20 protein-coding genes are annotated in these 18,084 nt (G+C 64.6%); 11 read left to right on the top strand and 9 right to left on the bottom strand.

What is annotated here, in order from left to right; translation table 11 throughout:
* Nucleotides 1-165 precede the first annotated feature (165 nt).
* Nucleotides 166-2,313, bottom strand: a complete 2,148-nt coding sequence (locus AB5Y64_RS20090) for a prolyl oligopeptidase family protein (RefSeq protein WP_039040555.1) — start codon at nt 2,311-2,313, stop codon at nt 166-168.
* Between the two features lie 215 nt (nt 2,314-2,528).
* Between AB5Y64_RS20090 and AB5Y64_RS20085 the strand changes: the two genes are divergently transcribed.
* From AB5Y64_RS20085 to AB5Y64_RS20040, 10 genes are all read left to right on the top strand, one after another.
* Nucleotides 2,529-3,740, top strand: coding sequence for a threonine synthase (locus AB5Y64_RS20085; RefSeq protein ID WP_069651908.1), 1,212 nt, complete (start codon nt 2,529-2,531; stop codon nt 3,738-3,740).
* Entirely contained in the window at nt 3,737-4,402 is a 666-nt protein-coding gene (locus AB5Y64_RS20080; RefSeq protein ID WP_368204381.1) for an amino acid ABC transporter permease, read from the top strand. Before AB5Y64_RS20085 ends, AB5Y64_RS20080 begins: the two co-directional genes overlap by 4 nt.
* Nucleotides 4,403-4,476: 74 nt before the next feature.
* Nucleotides 4,477-5,139, top strand: a complete 663-nt coding sequence (locus AB5Y64_RS20075) for an amino acid ABC transporter permease (protein WP_368204380.1) — start codon at nt 4,477-4,479, stop codon at nt 5,137-5,139.
* A complete protein-coding gene (locus AB5Y64_RS20070) occupies nt 5,136-5,897 on the top strand; it encodes an amino acid ABC transporter ATP-binding protein (RefSeq protein ID WP_039040559.1) in 762 nt (253 codons plus the stop codon). The genes AB5Y64_RS20075 and AB5Y64_RS20070 overlap by 4 nt, the downstream gene beginning before the upstream one ends.
* Nucleotides 5,894-6,730 (top strand): transporter substrate-binding domain-containing protein, encoded by an 837-nt coding sequence (locus tag AB5Y64_RS20065; RefSeq protein ID WP_039040560.1) that lies wholly within the window; start codon nt 5,894-5,896, stop codon nt 6,728-6,730. Before AB5Y64_RS20070 ends, AB5Y64_RS20065 begins: the two co-directional genes overlap by 4 nt.
* A 217-nt stretch (nt 6,731-6,947) precedes the next feature.
* Nucleotides 6,948-8,207 carry an MgtC/SapB family protein gene (locus AB5Y64_RS20060; RefSeq protein WP_128344909.1) on the top strand — a complete coding sequence of 420 codons (1,260 nt, stop codon included), beginning with the start codon at nt 6,948-6,950 and terminating at the stop codon, nt 8,205-8,207.
* 89 nt (nt 8,208-8,296) lie between these two features.
* Entirely contained in the window at nt 8,297-8,887 is a 591-nt protein-coding gene (locus AB5Y64_RS20055) for a sugar O-acetyltransferase (RefSeq protein WP_368204377.1), read from the top strand.
* A complete protein-coding gene (locus AB5Y64_RS20050; protein WP_368204376.1) occupies nt 8,884-9,231 on the top strand; it encodes a DUF1294 domain-containing protein in 348 nt (115 codons plus the stop codon). The genes AB5Y64_RS20055 and AB5Y64_RS20050 overlap by 4 nt, the downstream gene beginning before the upstream one ends.
* Before the next feature lie 94 nt (nt 9,232-9,325).
* The gene (locus AB5Y64_RS20045; protein ID WP_041211694.1) at nt 9,326-9,538 is read left to right on the top strand and encodes a hypothetical protein; all 213 of its coding nucleotides are present in this window, start codon (nt 9,326-9,328) and stop codon (nt 9,536-9,538) included.
* A gap of 200 nt (nt 9,539-9,738) precedes the next feature.
* A complete protein-coding gene (locus tag AB5Y64_RS20040) occupies nt 9,739-10,200 on the top strand; it encodes a hypothetical protein (RefSeq protein WP_323932301.1) in 462 nt (153 codons plus the stop codon).
* A 73-nt stretch (nt 10,201-10,273) separates the two neighbouring features.
* Here the strand turns inward: AB5Y64_RS20040 and AB5Y64_RS20035 are convergent, their stop codons facing one another.
* From AB5Y64_RS20035 to AB5Y64_RS20020, 4 genes are all read right to left on the bottom strand, one after another.
* Nucleotides 10,274-10,909, bottom strand: coding sequence for an FMN-binding negative transcriptional regulator (locus AB5Y64_RS20035; protein WP_368204374.1), 636 nt, complete (start codon nt 10,907-10,909; stop codon nt 10,274-10,276).
* Nucleotides 10,910-11,143: 234 nt separating this feature from the next.
* A complete protein-coding gene (locus tag AB5Y64_RS20030) occupies nt 11,144-11,668 on the bottom strand; it encodes a DUF4865 family protein (RefSeq protein ID WP_323932303.1) in 525 nt (174 codons plus the stop codon).
* Entirely contained in the window at nt 11,665-12,057 is a 393-nt protein-coding gene (locus AB5Y64_RS20025; protein ID WP_010675683.1) for a tautomerase family protein, read from the bottom strand. Before AB5Y64_RS20025 ends, AB5Y64_RS20030 begins: the two co-directional genes overlap by 4 nt.
* On the bottom strand, nt 12,048-12,374 hold the full coding sequence (locus tag AB5Y64_RS20020) for a carboxymuconolactone decarboxylase family protein (protein ID WP_010675684.1): 327 nt from the start codon (nt 12,372-12,374) through the stop codon (nt 12,048-12,050). Before AB5Y64_RS20020 ends, AB5Y64_RS20025 begins: the two co-directional genes overlap by 10 nt.
* A gap of 96 nt (nt 12,375-12,470) precedes the next feature.
* Between AB5Y64_RS20020 and AB5Y64_RS20015 the strand changes: the two genes are divergently transcribed.
* Nucleotides 12,471-13,364 carry a LysR substrate-binding domain-containing protein gene (locus AB5Y64_RS20015; RefSeq protein ID WP_368204372.1) on the top strand — a complete coding sequence of 298 codons (894 nt, stop codon included), beginning with the start codon at nt 12,471-12,473 and terminating at the stop codon, nt 13,362-13,364.
* Nucleotides 13,365-13,470: 106 nt separating this feature from the next.
* Here AB5Y64_RS20015 and argH read toward each other — a convergent pair whose 3' ends face one another.
* The 4 genes from argH to argB all read right to left on the bottom strand — a co-directional run bounded on the left by argH (nt 13,471) and on the right by argB (nt 18,073).
* Nucleotides 13,471-14,856, bottom strand: coding sequence for an argininosuccinate lyase (gene argH / locus AB5Y64_RS20010; protein WP_368204370.1), 1,386 nt, complete (start codon nt 14,854-14,856; stop codon nt 13,471-13,473).
* 202 nt (nt 14,857-15,058) lie between these two features.
* On the bottom strand, nt 15,059-16,294 hold the full coding sequence (locus AB5Y64_RS20005; RefSeq protein ID WP_010675687.1) for an argininosuccinate synthase: 1,236 nt from the start codon (nt 16,292-16,294) through the stop codon (nt 15,059-15,061).
* 56 nt (nt 16,295-16,350) lie between these two features.
* Entirely contained in the window at nt 16,351-17,268 is a 918-nt protein-coding gene (locus tag AB5Y64_RS20000) for an ornithine carbamoyltransferase (RefSeq protein WP_010675688.1), read from the bottom strand.
* Between the two features lie 25 nt (nt 17,269-17,293).
* On the bottom strand, nt 17,294-18,073 hold the full coding sequence (gene argB, locus AB5Y64_RS19995) for an acetylglutamate kinase (RefSeq protein WP_010675689.1): 780 nt from the start codon (nt 18,071-18,073) through the stop codon (nt 17,294-17,296).
* Nucleotides 18,074-18,084: the final 11 nt, after the last annotated feature.

The raw sequence follows: 18,084 nt of genomic DNA, 5'->3' as shown, positions 1-18,084 counted from the left end.
TGTGGCTGACTATACCACCGGGGGGATGACAGATGGGGCCCGTCTGCCAAAACGGGCCAGCAGCGAGACAGGGATGGTCGCAGGCCCACGTTCAAACACGCGGCAATGAAAAGGGCCCCGCAGGGCCCTGATGATAGTGGATAGCTGGCGCCCGTCTCGCCCGGATCAAGGCTGACGCGGCAGCTCCCTGTAGCCCATCTCGTACAGGGTGAAGGCATAGATGTCCGCACTCTGCTCGATAAGCTTGGCCACCGGCGTGCCCGCCCCGTGCCCGGCATTGGTCTCGATGCGGATGAGCTGGGGATGGGGGCCGGCATTGTCGGCCTGCAGGGTGGCGGCAAACTTGAAGGAGTGGGCCGGCACCACCCGATCGTCGTGATCCGCCGTGGTCACCAGGGTCGAGGGGTAGCTGACCCCGGCCCGGACGTTGTGCAGGGGCGAGTAGCCCTTCAGGTAGTCAAACATCGCCTCGCTGTCGGCGCTGGTGCCATAGTCATAGGCCCAGCCCGCCCCGGCGGTGAAGGTGTGATAGCGCAGCATGTCGAGCACCCCCACCGCCGGCAGGGCGACCCGCATCAGATCCGGCCGCTGGGTCATGACCGCCCCCACCAGCAGGCCGCCGTTGGAGCCACCGCGGATCGCCAGCCGATCGGTACGGGTGTAGCCCTCGGCCTTGAGGTACTCGGCCGCCGCGATGAAGTCGTCGAACACGTTCTGCTTGTTCTGCTGGGTGCCCGCCAGATGCCAGGCCTGGCCGTACTCGCCGCCCCCGCGCAGGTTCGCCACCGCATAGACGCCCCCCAGATCAAGCCAGTTGGCCACCGACACGCTGAAGCTCGGGGTCAGGCTCACGTCAAAGCCGCCGTAGCCGTAGAGGATGGTCGGGTTGCTGCCATCGAGTTTCAGCCCCTTGCGGTAGCTGATGATGAGCGGCACCCGGGTGCCGTCCTTGCTCCGGTAGAAGCGCTGCTCGGAAACGTAATCCGCTGGCTTGAACGGCGCCGCCGAGGCGCGATAGAGGCTGATGGCGCCGCTCTTTGGCTCGAACCGGTAGAGAGTCGGCGGCTGGGCATAGTGCTCGAAGCTGAAGTAGAGGGCGGGATCGTCGTGCTTGCCGTTGAAGCCGCTGACGCTGCCAAGGCCGGGCAGCGCCACCTCGCGCACCCGCTTGCCTTCGTAGTCGAACTGCTCGACCCGGGCGGTGGCATCCACCATGTACTCGGCGAACAGATAGCCGCTGCCGCTGTGTACCGTCAGCACCTGCTGGCGCTCGGGGATGAGGTCCCGCCAGTGGGCCGGGCCCGGGTTGGCGGCATCCACCGTCACCAGCCGGCCGTTGGGGGCGTCCCGGTTGGTCAGCAGGTAAAGGGTGCCGCCCTTGTTGTCCACCAGGCTCACGTCCGCATCCAGATCCCCCTGCACCGTCAGCAGCGGCGCGTTCTCCTGGCTCAGATCCTTCACATAGAGGCGGTTGCCCGAGGTGGAGTTCGCCGCCGAGATAAGCAGGAAGCGGTCATCTTCGGTGACGGTCGCCCCCACGTAACGGTGGTGCTGGGCCGGGATGGCGCCGAACACCAGCCGGTCATCCTCCTGCGCCGTGCCGAGCCGGTGGAAATAGACCTTGTGCTGATCGGTCCTGGCCGACAGCTCGCTGCCGTCGGGCTTGTCGTAGCTCGAGTAGAAGAAGCCCTCGTTGCCGAGCCAGCTGATGCCGCTGAACTTCACGTCCTTGAGGGGCGCCTCCAGCGGCTGCTTGCTCTCTACGTCCATCAGGTGGATCTCGCGCCAGTCGCTGCCCGCCAGCGACAAGGAGTAGGCCAGGATGCGGCCATCGCGGGAGAAACTCAGCTGATCCAGCGCCGTGGTGCCGTCGGGGCTGAGGGTATTGGGATCGAGGAACACCTCCGCCGGCTTGCCCTCCTGCTGGCGCCACAGGACGTTCTGGTTCTGCAGACCGTCGTTCTTGAAGAAGTAGTGGTAGCGCCCTTCGCGAAACGGCGCTCCCTCCTTGGCGTAGTTCCAGGAGGCGGCCAGCTTCTCCTTGATGGCGGCGCGATACGGGATCTGCGCCAGGTAACCCTGAGTCACCCGGTTCTGGGCCTTGACCCAGGCCTCCGTCTCGGGGCTGCGATCATCCTCCAGCCAGCGATAGGGGTCGGCCACGGCCTGGCCGAAGTAGTGATCCACCTGCTCACCCTGGCGGGTGACGGGGTAGTGAAGGCGCGTATTCCCTGACATGGCATCCTCTCTGGTTGGCTGGCCGCTGCACGCACAGAGCAGTGACAGGGCCAGCAGGCTGACAATGGCTCGCATCGAGGCGGCTCCCTGCGGTTTGAGTGAGCGGGCAGGTTAACAAAGCGCGCCGGATGGCCCAACCCCCCGACCGGTGGCAGAGGGTGGCCCGTCGGCACGGGGGAGCCATATGAATTTTTTCGCTTAAGTTTGCCGCTTTATTTTGTTTGTTATCCGGCCCTTGGGTCACAGGATGGAATAAGACACCAGCCAACGTGAGCCATTCAGGATAAAGCATGCCGTACAGCTACCTATCACATCTGCGTTGCAGCAAGACCGGCGAGATAGTGGATGCCGATCAGCCCCAGCAGTTGAGCCCGGTCGGTGCCCCCTTGTTGGCCAGCTACGACCTCGAGGCCCTGAAACAGGCCTGGCACCCGGCCGCGCTGCTGGGCCGCCCCGCCAGCCTGTGGCGCTACCACGAGCTGCTGCCGGTGCGCGACCCCGCCCAGGTGATCACCCTGGGGGAAGGCTTCACTCCCCTGCTGCCCCTGCCCGCTTTCGGCAAGCAGATTGGCATTCCGGATCTCTGGATGAAGGATGAGAGCATCATCCCCACCGGTTCTTTCAAGGCCCGCGGCGCCGCGGTCGGCGTCTCCCGCGCCCGGGAACTCGGCATCACCCACTTCGCCATGCCCACCAACGGCAACGCCGGGGCGGCCTGGGCGCTCTATGGCGCCCGCGCCGGGCTGCGCAGCACCATAGTCATGCCCCAGGCGGCCCCCGCCATCACAAGACTGGAGACCTCGCTGGCCGGTGCCCGCCTCTATCTGGTGGACGGCCTCATCAGCGACGCCGGTCGCCAGGTGGCCGAGGCGGTGGCCGAGCAGGGGCTGTTCGATGCCTCCACCCTCAAGGAGCCCTATCGCATCGAGGGCAAGAAGACCATGGGGCTGGAGATCGCCGAGCAGCTCGGCTGGACCCTGCCGGACGTCATCCTCTACCCCACCGGTGGCGGAGTCGGTCTCATCGGCATCTACAAGGCGCTGCGGGAGTTGCAGGAGCTGGGCTGGGTCAAAGGCCCGCTGCCGCGACTGGTGGCGGTGCAGGCGAGCGGCTGCGCCCCCATCGTCCAGGCGTGGCAGCAGGGGGAGCGCGAATCGCGCTTCTGGCCCGATTCCCAGACCCTGGCGTTCGGCATCAACGTGCCCAAGGCGCTGGGGGACTTTCTGGTGCTGGACGCCCTCTATCGCACCGAGGGGTGCGCCGTCGCGGTGGATGATAGCGCCATCCAGCGCGAGATCCGACAGCTCGCCGCGCGCGAAGGCAGCTTCGTCTGCCCGGAAGGGGCGGCCGCCTTCGCCGCCGCCCGCCAGCTGCGGGAAGCGGGCTGGATACGGGGGGGCGAGCGGGTGGTGGTGCTCAACACCGGCGCCGGCATCAAGTACCCGGACGCCATCACTGTCGTGCCCCAGCGGCTGCGCCGCGACGGGAGGATCCCGGCATGAGCGTCGACTGGTCCTTTGTTCTCACCACCCTGCCGGCGTTCGGCCAATCGGTCTGGGTCACCTTGCAGCTCGGCGCCATCGTGATCCTCACCTCGCTCGCCGTGGCGCTGCTCAATGTGACGCTGCAAAGCCTGCACAAGCCCTGGCTGAACGGGCTGATCCGCGCCTATGTCGAGCTGGCCCGCAACACGCCGCTCTTGATCCAGCTGTTCTTTCTCTACTTCGGGCTGCCGGCGCTCGGCATCTCGCTCTCCGGCTTTGCCACGGCGGTGATCGCCATGACCTTCCTCGGTGGCGGTTACCTCACCGAGGCGCTGCGGGCGGGCATTCAGGCAATCCCCCCCAGCCAGCTGGAAGCGGGCCGGGCCATCGGCCTCTCCCGCTGGCAGCTGCTGCGCCACGTCCAGCTGCCTCAGGCCTGGCTCGCCAGCCTGCCGGCGCTGTTTGCCAACTTCATCTTTCTGCTCAAAGAGACCACGGTGGCCTCGGCGGTGGCGGTGCCGGAGCTGCTCTACACCACCAAGAACTACATCGCCCTCTACTACAAGACCTACGAGATGCTGGCGGTGCTGACCTTGATGTGCGTGCTGATCTTTCTGCCGCTCTCCCTTGCCCTGCGCGTCGTTGAAAGGAGGCTGCAACATGGTCAGTTCGGTCATTGAACAACTGATGCAGACACCTATTGTCCAGCTGCTGCCGTCATTCGCCACCCATGCACAAAGAAGGAGGGATCACTATGGCCAGTCCGGTCACTGAGCAGCTGACGCAGGCGCTGCCGCTGCTGGCGGTGGGCGCGGGCCAGACCCTCGCCATCTCGCTGCTCGCCATCCTGTTCGCCACCTTGGGCGGGGTCGGTTACGGCGTGCTGGCCCAGCAAGGGGGAAGGCTGACTCGGGGAGTGCTGCGGGTCTATCTGGAGCTGTTTCGGGTGGTGCCCGTGCTGGTGTGGCTCTACCTCTTCTTCTTCGGGTTGCCGATCTTCTTTGGCCTGGATATCCCGGCCTTCTGGTGCGCCGTGCTGGTGCTGGCCCTGTGGGGCGCCAGCGAGGTGGGGGAAGTGGTGCGCGGTGGTCTCAAATCCCTCGCCCGCGGCCAGCAGGAGGCCGGCCTGGCGCTCGGGCTCTCCCGCTGGCAGCTCTATCGCCACGTGCTGCTGCCCCAGGCGCTGCAACGGCTGACGCCGCCGACCATCAACATCTACACCCGCATCATCAAGACCAGCTCGCTGGCGGTGCTGATCGGGGTGGTGGAGGTGATCAAGGTGGGCCAGCAGATCATCGAGCGCACCTATGGCTCGCTGCTCATCTACAGTCTGCTGTTCCTGTTTTTCTTTCTGGTCTGCTATCCGCTCTCGCTCGCCTCGCGCCGGCTGGAGCAACAATGGGGTAATGCGGTATGACACCTCTGCTTGAGCTCAATGCTGTCAGCAAACAATTCGGCCAACACCGGGTACTGGACGAGGTCAGCCTCACGGTGAACGCCGGGGAAGTGATCGTCATCCTGGGGCCGAGCGGCTGCGGCAAGAGCACCTTGCTGCGCACCCTCAACGGGCTCGAACCCATTCAGGGGGGCGACATTCGCTTCGACGGAGAGAGGCTGGATGCCAACACCGACTGGCAGCGGGTACGCCAGCGCATCGGCATGGTGTTCCAGAGCTATCACCTCTTCCCCAACCTGACGGTGCTGGAGAACGTGCTGCTCGGCCCTGTGCAGGTGCAGAAGCGGGAGCGGGCCGAGGCCCTGCTGCAGGCGGAGCAGCTGCTGACTCGCATCGGCCTGTGGGAGCGGCGCCACGACTATCCGCGCCAGCTCTCCGGTGGCCAGCAGCAGCGCATCGCCATCGTGCGGGCGCTGTGCATGAACCCCCAGGTGATGCTGTTTGACGAGGTGACCGCTGCGCTGGATCCCGAGATGGTACAGGAGGTGCTGGAGGTGATCCGGGATCTCGCCGGCAGCGGCATGACCCTGCTCATCGTCACCCACGAGCTGGCCTTCGCCCAGGCGGTGGCGGATCGCATCGTCTTCATGGACGGCGGCCACATCCTGGAGCAGGCCGCCCCCCATCAATTTTTCGACAATCCCAGGAGCCAGCGTGCCCGCCAGTTCCTCGCCAAGTTTTCTTATACAACTGTCAGCAAACGAAAGGAGTCAGCATGAAGATAATTACCTCGGTCCTGTTTAGCGCCCTCATCGGCCTGGGCCTCGCCAGCGGCGCCGCCCAGGCAGAAGACGGTTCCCTCGCCAAGATCAAGGCGCGGGACAAGCTCATCGTCGGCGTCTTCACCGACAAGCCGCCGTTTGGCTATGTGGACGAGAAAGGAAACTACGTCGGCTTTGACACCGACCTCGGTCGCCGTTTCGCCAAGGACCTGCTGGGAGACGAGAACAAGGTCGAGTTCGTGGCGGTGGAGCCCGCCAGCCGCATCCCCTTCCTGCAGAGCGACAAGGTGGATCTCATCCTCGCCAACATGACGGTGACCCCGGAGCGGCGGCAGGTGGTGGACTTCACCAACCCGAACCTCAAGGTCGCGGTACAGGTGCTGGTGCCGGAAGGCAGCGACGCCAAGAAGCTCGACGATCTGGCCGGCAAGCGGCTTATCGTCACTACCGGCACCACGGCCGACATCTGGCTGACCCGCAACCACCCGGACTGGAAGGTGCTCAAGTTCGAGAAGAACACCGAATCCCTGCAGGCCCTGGCCCAGGGCCGCGGCGATGCCTATGCCCAGGACAACCTGGTCTTGTTCAGCTGGGCCAAGGAGAACCCGGGCTATCGGGTGCTGCCCGAGAAGCTGGGCTCGGAAGACCCCATCGCGCCGGCGGTGAAGAAGGGCAATATCGAGCTGCGGGACTGGGTCAACGACCGTCTCGCCAAGCTGGGGGAAGAGAAGTACCTGCTCAAACTCTACGACCAGTATGTGCGCGACAAACTGAGCGCCGATACCGATCCCAACGACGTGATAGTGGAAGGAGGCAAGTGGCAGGGTTGAGCCCTGCCCCACAGCAGTGCTGAGTGTGAAGTGTGTGATCTTTGGTTCCGTTGGTCTGCAAACCGCAAGGTTTGGTTTTCAGGCGTCCCCTCCGGGTGGCGCCTTTTTTTTGTTTGCAAGACCCCGGCAGGCGGGACACCCGCTCTGTGAGCCAGCTCCCCCTGCCCCGGGATGCCCTGTGCCATCCTCACTGAAACGGCAGCGGGAGGAGAAACCCATGTGGATAGAGGCCGAGCCCGTCTACGGCGCCCTGGTGTCCCTGGCCATCGGGCTCATCATCGGGCTGGAGCGGGGCTGGCAGGTGCGCCAGCTCGGAGACAACCAGCGCATCGCCGGGATGCGCACCTATGGCCTCATCGGTCTGCTCGGCGGGGTCTGCGCCCTGCTGCTGCCCACCCTGGGCGCCTGGCTGGCCCTGCTCGGTCTGCTGACCGTGGTGACGGGGTGCGGCCTCTCGGTCTGGCTGGCCCAGCGCTGGCAGGGGGAGTTCGGCCTCACCAGCTCGGTAGCCATGGTGCTCACCTACCTGCTGGGGCTGATGTCGGTGCTGCAGAGCCCGAGCGAGGCGGTGGCCTGCGCCGTGCTGGCGGCCCTCCTGATGGGGCTCAAGGGCAAGATCCAGCAGGGGATGCTGTTCTTGAGCGAACTGGAATTTCACGCCACCCTGCGCTTTCTGCTCATTTCCCTGGTGCTGCTGCCGGTGCTCCCCGATACCGAGATGGGTCCCCTCAATGCCTTCAATCCCTTCAAGATCTGGCTCATGGTGGTGGTGATCGCCGGCATCTCGTTCTGTGGTCACTTCGCGGTGCGCCTGCTCGGCACCCGCTCCGGGCTGGTGCTCACCAGCATGCTGGCGGGGCTCGCCTCCTCCACCGCCCTCACCCTGCAATTTGCCCGCCTCAACAAGGAGCAAGGAGGGCTGGAGCGGCTGCTGGCCACCGGCATCCTGCTGGCGGGGGCCACCATGTGGCTCAGGCTGCTGGCACTGGTGCTGATCATCCACGGAGAGCTGGCGCTGCGTCTGGCCGCCCCCCTGCTGCTGCTGGCAGCCATCGTCTACGGCTTTGCCTTCTGGTTCTGGCGCCAGCGGGAAGAGATGCCGGACGGCCCGGTACAGCCCGAAACCCGCAACCCGCTGGATCTCGCCACCGCCATCAAGTTCGGTCTGCTGCTCGCCCTCATCGGCTTCATGGCCACCCTGCTGCAAAGCAAGGTGGGCAACTCCGGGGTCTATCTGCTGTCGCTGGTCTCCGGCATCACGGACGTGGACGCCATCACCCTCTCCCTCTCCCAGCTCGCCCAGAAGGAGCTGGCCCTGGAGGTGGCGGCCAGGGGCATACTGCTCGCCGGGCTGGTCAACTCCCTGGTGAAAGGGGTGCTGGCACTGGTGATTGGCGGACGCAGCCTGGGGCGGCGGGTCTTGCTCCCCTACCTCGTCTCCATCCTGCTCATCCTGCCCCTTGTCCTGATGACATGATGACGGGGATCACCTGACGGGCCCGGCACTCTGACACCCTTTCCCCTTGTCGCGTATACTGCCCCCTCTTGCAGCAGGAGGAGATGACCATGGCAAGCGACTGGGACAAGGTACTGGCGGGGGGCGCCCTGGACAGCCAGAGCGAGGAGATAGCGAACGACCGCATTCGCGGCCAGGCGCTGCTGAGCCGGCTCAACGCCTCACCGGTGGGGGATCACGTCCTGCGCCAGCAGATCTGCCGCGACCTCTTCGCCCACTGTCCCGACTCCTGCTGGATCAGCACCCCCTTCACCTGCGAATTCGGCCGCAACATCCACATCGGCGAGAAGACCTTCTTCAACTTCAACGTCACCATACTCGACGTGGGCGAGGTGCACATCGGCAACCATGTGTTGCTGGCCCCCAACGTGCAGATCTACACCGCCACCCACACCATGGACTATCTGGAGCGACGCAACTGGACCGCCTACAACAAGCCGGTGCGGATCGGCGATGACTGCTGGATTGGCGGCGGGGCCATCATCTGCCCAGGCGTCACCATAGGGCCCCGCTCCATCATAGGGGCTGGCGCCGTGGTCACCCGGGACATCCCGGCGGACTCCCTGGCGGTGGGCAATCCGGCCCGGGTGATCCGCACGCTACAACCGGGCGAGACTCGGGATCAGGCGTGCCTGTCATGATGGCCCTTGCCCTGCTGCCTTTGGGTTGGGCAGGCTGGCTCGGCGCGCACGATGCCAACTGGTGGCCGCTGGCCCTGATCCTGCTGATGAGCCTGCTGACCCTGGCTGCCTACGCCTGGGACAAGCGCCAGGCCATTCGTGGCGGCTGGCGCGTGCCCGAGGCCCGCCTGCACCTGCTTGAGCTGTGCGGCGGCTGGCCCGGCGCCCTGGTCGCCCGCCAGTGGCTGCGCCACAAGACCCAGAAAGGGAGCTACCGCCTGCGGTTCTGGGCCATCGTCTGGGGGCAGTTGCTGCTGCTCGGGATCTGGCTCGGCTGGCCGATCTGGCCGCTCTGGCCGCTCTGAACAACCAGGCGGGCATTGCCGCCCAAGGTCGGGTATGAGACAACGACAGCGCGGGAGACAGATCCTCTCGTTCAAATATTGAAAGGAGTCATTCATGACCATGTGGACAGGTATCGTCCTGATCGTCTTTATCAGCGTGTCGTTCAGCTATCTCACCAAACGCGCCCGCTACCAGATGGGGGATGCCCGCATTACCGACCGTCTCGGCAAGCAGGACATGATCATCAAGGAGTTGCAGGAGCGCATCGCCAATCTGGAGGCCATCGTCATCGAGGAGGAGAAGCGCCGCCCGTTCAAGGAGCTCTGATCCGGCAAGCCGGGCGGCAAACCGGCCATCCCCCGGGCTGCAAGGGTTTGCCGCCGCCCCCGCTCGCACCCGCCCGTCCTCCGCCTGGCAAAAACGAAATTCACAGCAGGATCAATCCCCTGCCATTTTTCGGTTGAATGTTCGCCAAGCTGGCCCGATCCCTGCTCCGTCATGACATCAGTCGTACGGAGAGTGACATCATGATCGCCATCGGCACCCTGCTTCCCCTCGCCTCCCTTGCCATCAAGCTGGGCAGCAAGCTGCTGGGCGACAGCACGCCGCCCGCCCAGACCGAGCCTGCCGCGCAGGAAGCGCACCTTGCCCCCACGGTGCAGAGCCTGTTCCAGCGCCTCGGCATCCAGGAGGCTGACAGCGAGCAAAGCCGCCCCGCCATCAACCACTTCATGGGGGCGCTGATGCAGACCCTGGGTCAGGAATCCTCGGGCCAGCCCCTGCCCCAGGCCATCGATGCCGCCCGCACCCAGTTGGCAGACGGCACCCAGAGCACCCGCCTCGATGCGCTGCAAAGCGAGCTCGACACCCTCAAGGACTCCGTGGGCAACAGCGACCTCAACCTCGATCAGCTGCTTTCTGCCTTCAAGCAAACCCTGCCCCAGGGCCCGGGGGAAGGCGTCGGCAAGCTGCTCAATGCCAGCGCGTGAGCGGGAGTGGAACCATGAAAAACGGCAACCAGACGGTTGCCGTTTTTGTCGGGCCGAATCTCAAGGTGTCACGCTAGGGCTGTGAAGGAGGCGGGCTCAGCATGGCGCCGGCCAGTGCGGTCTGCCCGCGCTCCTGCAGGGCATTGGCCGCTCCCAGGCGATCCGCCGCCTCCTTGTTCTGACTCAGCTTGAACTTGCCGACCAGGCGGTCGATCTCGATTTCGATGCCGACCACAGCCGCCACCATGGCCTCGAGATAATCGCGCGGCGCGTCCGCCATCTTCCAGGGGGTGGATTCTCCCGCCTCGTGGGTACGGGTCAGGGTCGCGAGCAGGCGACGCACGAAGCGGGCATCGTCCCTCACCCGGATACGGCCATGGGCGTGCACCACGGCATAGTTCCAGGTGGGCACCTGCTTGTGATGCACCTGCTTGCCCGGATACCAGCTGGGGGAGATATAACCCTCGGCGGCGCGGAAGATCACCAGCACCTCGTCGCCCTCTTTCACCTCCTGCCAAAGCGGGTTGTTGCGAGCCACATGGGCCCGCAGCACACCGTGGGCCCCCTGCGCCCCGTCGAACTCGAACGGCAGGTGGTTGGCATCCAGCCCCCCTTCACCACAGGTGATCAGGGCCCCCAGGGGGTTCGCCTGCATCAGCTGGTGCAGCGCCTCGGGGTCGGTAACGGCGAAATGGGGTGGCAGGTACATGGGAACTCCTTGATCCGGTTGACGCGTCCATACGCATTGCAGCGGGATCATGCCCTGCCCGGCGCGGGCCGTCACCCCGAATGTGCCCACTGAGCCAGTTCATTGCCGCAGGTGGCCGCAATGCCACACCATCATCCACAAGCGCGATATAACACCCTATGTTCACGATGCGAATATCACTTTCACAGCCCAGATGAATGGAAAAACAACATAAATAACAAAGATAATTCCGCTTTACACCCCACCCCCCTTCGCCAGATAGCCGACACGGTAGATCTCGCCCCCGCCAGGCAAGGGCGATGAGAGAGACGGGAGAAAATCCGCCTCCAGCCATTCCCATCGGGTGAGATCCCAGCCGCTCACCATGGCCTCGCCGTGCAGGTCGGCCAGCTCGCCGTGGGAAGCGACCTTGGTGCGCCGCAGCCTGGCCATGCAAGCCCCGTCGAGGGAGGCCGGATCCGGCACCCGCAGCAGATGCCAGGTCTCGATGCGGGGCCAGCCGAAATGCCGGGTGAGCGCCGCGAATCCCTCGCTTGCCAGGAATCGGTGCATCGCCTCGGCGCTGTGCCACACATAGAAGGGGGCATAGCGGTTCTCCTGCCCCGGCAGGGCCCCATCGTCCTGACGGCTGTAGAGATAGGCCTTGAACAACAGACCGGGAAAGCCGTCCAGTCTGGCGCCATTGCTGGCGATCCGCTGCTCGATCAGCGCCATGTCGTAGTCTGCGGGCAGGGTGAATCGGTAGTGCATGGCGATCATGAGGCCACCTCCTGTCTGAACATCCGGCCCTGGCCGAAACTCCACGCCTCGGCATCGGTCTGCTGGATCACCACCATGAGGTTGTCGGGGTGGATCCCAAGCTCGGCCTCAAGGCGCTCGGCGAGACGTGCATAAAGCCGCTCCCTGGTCGCGGTGCTGCGCACCTTGCCCGCCAGGATCTGGAAGAGGATGAAACCCTGGTCCCGGCGGCCGGTCTGGTAGTGGGGGTCATAGATGAGCGCACTGGCAGGCAAGATCTCGAGGATCTGGAATTTATCCTTCGGCGGCACCTCGAACACCTCCACCAGGGTCTGGTGGTAGAGGGCGCTGAGTTGTTGCAGGTGTGCGTCGCTCATCCCCTCGCACAGGGTGATACGGGTCAGCGGCATGGGGTCACCTCCTCGCGGGGGGGCAGATAGCCCACGGCCGTCACTGCGGCGGGCAAACCGGCGTAGAAGGCAAGATGGGTGAACAGCTCTTCCAGCTCATCCCGGGACAGGCCGTTTTGCCGGGCGAATGCAATATGCCAGGGCAGTTGTTGCACCCGGCCCAGGGACGCCAGGATGGCCAGGGTGATCAGGCTGCGCTCGCGGGCCGAGAGGGTGGGGCGCTGCCAGATATCGCCAAACAGCGTCTCTTCCGCCAGTCGGGCGAGTCGGGGAGCAAGCTGCGCCAGGGTGGCGCGATCGGGAACATCGGGTGTCATGGCAATCTCCTTGGTGGATGAAGCCACTCTCCCTCACTGCTACAATTTAAAAAATCGAAATATTCAAGACCAATCATCCCGACTATAAGGATTGTTATGTCACCCCTTCCCCCCAGCCTGGATCTCGATGCCCTGCGCAGCTACGTGCTGGGGCTGGAGTGCGGCAGCTTTGCGCTGGCGGCGCAGCGGCTGTGCCGCTCCACCTCGGCGGTCAGCGCCCAGTTGAAAAAACTCGAACAGCAGTGCGGCACCGATCTGGTCATGAAGCAGGGACGTCACCTGGTGCCGACGGCCAGCGGTGAGCGCCTGCTGGGCTACGCCAAGCGGCTGCTGGCGCTCAATGACGAAGCCGTGCTCGCCCTCAAAGGGGAATTGCTGCAAGGGGAGATCCGGCTCGGGGTGCAGGAGGACTTCGGCGAATCTTTGCTCCCCGCCGTGCTGGGGCCCCTCTGTCGCCAGCACCCGGCCCTGCGCATGACGACCCGCATCGATCGCAACGGGGCCCTGGTGCAGGGGATCAGGGAGGGCACCCTCGACATGGCTCTCGCCTGGCAGCCACAGGGAGAGCGGGAGGATCTTCCCCTCATCGAGGTGGTGCAACTGGCCTGGATTGCCCACCCCGAGTGGGACCTCGCCCCTTTGCTCGCGCGCGGGGAGCCCCTGCCCCTGGTGCTCTTCGATGCCCCCTGCCTGATGCGGGCACGGGCCATCCGCGCCCTCGACGATGCAGGGATCCCCTGGCGGATCGCCTTCACCAGCCAGAGCCTGGGCGGGATCTGGGCCGCCGTACAGGCCGGGCTCGGGATCACGGTGCGTTCCCCCATCGGCATGCCGGCCAGTCTCGCCCTCCTCGGCGGCGTGCTGCCCTCACCGGGTACCCTGGGGGTGGTGCTGCTCGCCGCCAGCCATGAAGCCGACGAGGCCAGATGCCAGTTGCAACGGCTGCTCACGGACGCCGTGCATCAGGCCAGCGCCGGACACAGGGGCTGAACAGCTTCTGGTCAACGCGCCCCACGGCGCCGAGGCGTGCCCATAAAAAAACGGCAACCCTGGGGTTGCCGTTCTGCCTTCTTGTTCCCATGGCGAGCCGCTTGGCTTAACCCGCCCGTTTGGCCAGCCAGGCCTCGGCGGCGGTGAGGGCTGCCTCTATCTGCTCGCGAGCGACGCCTCCCTTGGCAACCCGCTTGGCCAGAGTCGCTTCCAGCTCCAGGTTCGGGTAAACATCCTCCCCCACCACGGGGCTGAAGCGCTGGAACTCGGGGAGGGAGAGCTCTTCCAGGGGCTTTTTCACTTGGATCGCATAGACCACAGTCTCGCCGACGATATGGTGCGCCTCGCGGAACGGAATGCCCTTGGCCACCAGATAGTCCGCCAGTTCGGTGGCATTGGCGTAACCGCCCTGGGCCGCCGCCTTGGTACGCTCGCCATTGACCTTCAGATCGATCAGCACCAGCGCCGCCATGTCGAGGCAGTCGTGCCAGGTGTCGAGGGCGTCGAACAATCCTTCCTTGTCTTCCTGCATGTCCTTGTTATAGGCCAGCGGCAGCGCCTTGAGGCTCATCAGCATGCCCATCTGGGCCCCGACCACCCGGCCGGTCTTGCCACGAATGAGCTCCAGCGCGTCCGGGTTCTTCTTCTGGGGCATCAGAGACGAGCCGGAGGTGACGGCGTCAGACAGCTCGACAAAGCCCGCCTCGCCGGTGTTGTAGAAGATGAGGTCTTCGGCAAAGCGCGACAGGTGGGTCATGGAGAGGGACGCCACGTGCATCAGCTCCACCACGTGATCCCGATCGGACACCGAATCCAGGCTGTTGCGGGTGGCGCCGCTAAAGCCCATGTCGAGCGCCAGCGCCTCCCGGTCGATAGCATAGGCGGTGCCCGCCAGGGCGCCGCAGCCGAGGGGGCTGGTGTCGAGGCGCTTGAGGGCATCCTGCAGACGGGAATGGTCCCGCTCCAGCATCTCCACATAGGCCAGTGCCCAGTGGGCGTAGGTGACCGGCTGGGCCCGCTGCAGGTGGGTGTAGCCGGGCAGCACCGCGGCCTGATTGGCACGGGCAGAGGCGACCAGCCCTTGTTGCAGGGCGGTGATGGAACCGAGCAGCAGCTCGCCCTGTGCCTTGCACCAGAGCTTGAGGTCGGTGGCGACCTGATCGTTGCGCGAGCGACCGGTGTGCAGCTTCTTGCCAAGGGCGCCGACGGCGGCAATCAGCTGGCTCTCGACCCAGGAGTGGATATCTTCGGCGTCCGAGTTCAGGATCTGCTGGGGATCCTGTTGCACCGAGGCGAGCAGCACCTCCATCGCCTGCTGCAACTGAGCCTGCTCATCGGCGGTCAACACCCCCACCTTGACCAGCGCTTTGGCCCAGGCCATGGAGCCTTGAATATCCTGCTCCGCCAGACGGTAGTCGAACCGCAGCGAATCGTTGAACTGCTTGAACCGGCTATCGGCTCCCTGACTGAAGCGTCCACCCCAAAGTGCCATACTGCTCTCCTTGAATGCGTTGTCGGCGGCGCCTTGCGCCGTCGAACTTGAAATCTTGCCCTGTTTTTCTGCGAGCCTGTTATCTCACAGAAGCGGCCAGGGCGCAGCCGCTCTTGTCACACCCGATGAGGATGGCAAAGGGCCTCTCTGCCTGTAAAAGAGGGGGCCATGCCCCCTCGAATCAACGGGTGATAGCGCTTGCTTAGCCGTGGGTATGGTCGCCACCGATGGCTTGATGCTGCTCTTTCATGGCGCGGATCCGGCTCGCCAGGGTGTAGAGACGGATGAAGCCTTCGGCATGGCTCTGGTCGTACACTTCGTCGGCACCGAAGGTGGCGAAGTCTTCGGAGTAGAGGCTGTTCGGCGATTTCTTCTGCACCGCGGTGACCTGACCCTTGTACATCTTCAGCACCACTTCACCGTCGAGCTCCTCGGCGATGGCGTTGGCGGAGGCGACAATGGCCTTGCACAGCGGGGTGAACCAGCGACCGTCATACACCAGGTGGGAGAACTCGGCACCCAGCTTTTCCCGCCAGGCGCGGGTCGGTCTGTCCAGTACCAGCTCTTCCACGGCGCGCAGTGCGGCAACCATCACGGTACCACCCGGGGTCTCGTAGCAGCCACGGGACTTCATGCCCACCATCCGGTTCTCGGTGATGTCGATCCGGCCCACGCCGTGCTTGCCGGCACGCTCGTTCAGGGTGGTCAGGATCTGGTGCGGGCTGAGCGGCTGGTCGTCTACGGCGACCACTTCGCCCTTGGCCACGGTCAGCTTGACGTATTCCGGCTCGTTCGGGGCATCCTCTGCAGAGACGGTCCACTGCCAGACCGCTTCGGACGGCTCGTTCCAGGTGCTCTCCAGCTCGCCACCCTCGGTGGAGATGTGCCAGGCGTTGGCGTCGCGGCTGTAGATCTTCTTCAGGGTCGCCTTGCAGGGGATGTTGCGGGCTTCCAGATAGGCCAGCAGATCTTCCCGGGAACGCATGTCCCACAACCGCCACGGGGCGATCACTTTCAGCTGGGGCGCCAGAGCAGCCACCGCCCCTTCGAACCGCACCTGGTCGTTGCCCTTGCCGGTGCAACCGTGGGAGATGGCATCAGCCCCTTCCGCCAGGGCAGCCTCGACCATCGCCTTGGCGATCACCGGACGGGCCATGGAGGTACCCAGCAGGTAGGTGCCTTCATAGACGGCGCCGGTCTTCAGGGTCGGGTAGACATACTCTTTGACGAACTCTTCCCGCAGATCCTTGACGATGCACTTGACCGCGCCGGAGGCGATGGCCTTCTGCTCGATACCTTCCAGATCGTCACGCTCCTGGCCCACGTCGGCGACGAAGGCGATGATTTCAGCGTCATAGTGCTCCTTCAGCCAGGGAATGATGGCCGAGGTATCCAGTCCGCCCGAGTAAGCCAGTACGATCTTGTTGATTCCGCTCATTTACTTCTCTCCGTGATGATTCGATAAAAAGGGGTGATTCCGGGTCGGTTGCCGGATTACTTCTGGCCCTGTCCGAACAGGGTCAGCAGCACGGCGTTCTGGATATGCATCCGGTTTTCTGCCTCATCCATGATGAGGGAGGCTGGGCCGTCCATGACCTCCGAGGTGATCTCCAGCTCCCGGTGGGCCGGCTGGCAGTGCAGCACATGCTGGATGCCGGTCCGATCGAGCAGGGCCTGGTTGATCTGATAAGGCATGAAGATATCTTTTACCTGCTCCATTGGTGTGTTGTCACCCATGGAAACCCAGGTATCGGTATAAACCACGTCAAAGCCTTCGATATCCGCGACATCATCGCTGATATGTATGGTCGCGCCAGATTGAGCTGCCAGCGCCTGGGCCTGCAGGAAGATCTGGGTATCCGGGCCATGGCCTTTCGGGCAGACCAGGGTCACATCGGTACCGAGGGTCGCCCCCAGCAGCAGCAGGGAGTGGCTCACGTTGTTGCCATCGCCGAGATAGGCCAGCTTCACCTTGGACAGATCGCTGTAGTGCTCGCTGATGGTCATGAAATCCGCCAGCCCCTGGCAGGGGTGGTAGAGGTTGCACAGGCTGTTGACCACAGGCACCGAGCCGAACTCGGCCAGCTCGACCAGGGTCTGGTGATCGAACACCCGGGCGACGATGGCGTCACACCAGCGGGACAGGTTGCTGGCGAAATCCTTCACCGACTCCCGCTTGCCGAGCGCCCCGTTCTGTTGATCCAGATAGACGCTGTGACCGCCCAGTTTGGCGATGCCGATGTCGAAGGTGACCCGGGTACGCAGGGAGGGCTTCTCGAACAGGGTGACCACGCTCTTGCCCGCCAGGGCCTGGCTGTATTTCTTCGGATCGGCCTTGACCGCCTTGCCAAGCGCCAGCAGCGCCTCGATCTGGGCCTTGCTTAAATCACTGTCTTTCAGAAGATGTTGCATCGGATTGTCCTTTTCCCGGTGGAGATCAGAGGGTGACCTGGGTGCCGACCGCGCCGCCAGCCAGCAGCTTGAGCAGCTGATCCGGGTAGCGCCAACTGGCGACACAGACCGGCTTGCCCAGAGTTTCGGCGGCGTGCAGGGCGGCTTTCACCTTGACGGCCATGCCGTCCGTGATAACTCCCTTCTCCATCAGGTCCAGCGCGCTCTGCTTGTCCAATTGCGGCACCAGCTTGCCCTTGCCATCCAGAATGCCGCTCACATCCGACAGCATCACCAGATCGGCACCCAGCGCTTCGGCGATGGCGGTGGCCGCCTGATCCGCATTGACGTTCATCATCTGTCCGTCGGCGGTGATGCCGATGGAGCTCACCACCGGCAGGAAGCCCTGCCCCAGGATGCCGGCCACCAGCGCCGGGTTGCCCGGCTTGCAGTCACCGACCGCACCGAGATCCGGATCGAGCTGGGTCACCTGGCACAGACCGCCGTCGGCGAGGCACAGACCCACAGCAGGAATGCCGGTGGAGATGGCCTTGGCCATCATCATTTTGTTGGCGGTCCCGGCCAGGGCACCGGCAATCACGGGGATCTGCTCGAACGGGGTCACCCGCAGGCCGTTCTTCTTGGTGGAGGTCATGCCCAGCCCCTTGAGCAGGTCGTCCACCAGGCAGCCACCACCGTGCACCAGCACCAGAGGACGGTGCTGATCATCCAGGAAGGTCTTCAGGGTGGCGAACAGGGCAGTCAGGGCCTCGTCGTTCTCGATCAGGGCACCACCCAACTTGATTACCAGCGTCTGCTTGTCCATCTTCTCGATCC

Source organism: Aeromonas sp. R5-1 (assembly GCF_040908265.1).
GTDB lineage: Bacteria > Pseudomonadota > Gammaproteobacteria > Enterobacterales > Aeromonadaceae > Aeromonas > Aeromonas caviae.
Note: the sequence above shows the minus strand (reverse complement) of the source record. Positions and strands in the feature narration are given on the sequence as shown.

Excerpts from the sequence above, each read along its gene's own strand:
- AB5Y64_RS20055 (WP_368204377.1), top strand. The coding sequence starts at position 8,297 with ATGGCAAGCGACTGGGACAAGGTACTGGCGGGGGGCGCCCTGGACAGC.
- AB5Y64_RS20050 (WP_368204376.1), top strand. The coding sequence starts at position 8,884 with ATGATGGCCCTTGCCCTGCTGCCTTTGGGTTGGGCAGGCTGGCTCGGC.
- AB5Y64_RS20035 (WP_368204374.1), bottom strand. The coding sequence starts at position 10,909 with ATGTACCTGCCACCCCATTTCGCCGTTACCGACCCCGAGGCGCTGCAC.
- AB5Y64_RS20060 (WP_128344909.1), top strand. The coding sequence starts at position 6,948 with ATGTGGATAGAGGCCGAGCCCGTCTACGGCGCCCTGGTGTCCCTGGCC.
- AB5Y64_RS20065 (WP_039040560.1), top strand. The coding sequence starts at position 5,894 with ATGAAGATAATTACCTCGGTCCTGTTTAGCGCCCTCATCGGCCTGGGC.
- AB5Y64_RS20045 (WP_041211694.1), top strand. The coding sequence starts at position 9,326 with ATGACCATGTGGACAGGTATCGTCCTGATCGTCTTTATCAGCGTGTCG.
- AB5Y64_RS20025 (WP_010675683.1), bottom strand. The coding sequence starts at position 12,057 with ATGCCGCTGACCCGTATCACCCTGTGCGAGGGGATGAGCGACGCACAC.
- AB5Y64_RS20005 (WP_010675687.1), bottom strand. The coding sequence starts at position 16,294 with ATGAGCGGAATCAACAAGATCGTACTGGCTTACTCGGGCGGACTGGAT.
- argH (WP_368204370.1), bottom strand. The coding sequence starts at position 14,856 with ATGGCACTTTGGGGTGGACGCTTCAGTCAGGGAGCCGATAGCCGGTTC.
- AB5Y64_RS20080 (WP_368204381.1), top strand. The coding sequence starts at position 3,737 with ATGAGCGTCGACTGGTCCTTTGTTCTCACCACCCTGCCGGCGTTCGGC.
- AB5Y64_RS20070 (WP_039040559.1), top strand. The coding sequence starts at position 5,136 with ATGACACCTCTGCTTGAGCTCAATGCTGTCAGCAAACAATTCGGCCAA.
- AB5Y64_RS20090 (WP_039040555.1), bottom strand. The coding sequence starts at position 2,313 with ATGCGAGCCATTGTCAGCCTGCTGGCCCTGTCACTGCTCTGTGCGTGC.
- AB5Y64_RS20075 (WP_368204380.1), top strand. The coding sequence starts at position 4,477 with ATGGCCAGTCCGGTCACTGAGCAGCTGACGCAGGCGCTGCCGCTGCTG.
- AB5Y64_RS20085 (WP_069651908.1), top strand. The coding sequence starts at position 2,529 with ATGCCGTACAGCTACCTATCACATCTGCGTTGCAGCAAGACCGGCGAG.
- AB5Y64_RS20030 (WP_323932303.1), bottom strand. The coding sequence starts at position 11,668 with ATGATCGCCATGCACTACCGATTCACCCTGCCCGCAGACTACGACATG.
- AB5Y64_RS20000 (WP_010675688.1), bottom strand. The coding sequence starts at position 17,268 with ATGCAACATCTTCTGAAAGACAGTGATTTAAGCAAGGCCCAGATCGAG.
- AB5Y64_RS20015 (WP_368204372.1), top strand. The coding sequence starts at position 12,471 with ATGTCACCCCTTCCCCCCAGCCTGGATCTCGATGCCCTGCGCAGCTAC.
- AB5Y64_RS20020 (WP_010675684.1), bottom strand. The coding sequence starts at position 12,374 with ATGACACCCGATGTTCCCGATCGCGCCACCCTGGCGCAGCTTGCTCCC.
- argB (WP_010675689.1), bottom strand. The coding sequence starts at position 18,073 with ATGGACAAGCAGACGCTGGTAATCAAGTTGGGTGGTGCCCTGATCGAG.
- AB5Y64_RS20040 (WP_323932301.1), top strand. The coding sequence starts at position 9,739 with ATGATCGCCATCGGCACCCTGCTTCCCCTCGCCTCCCTTGCCATCAAG.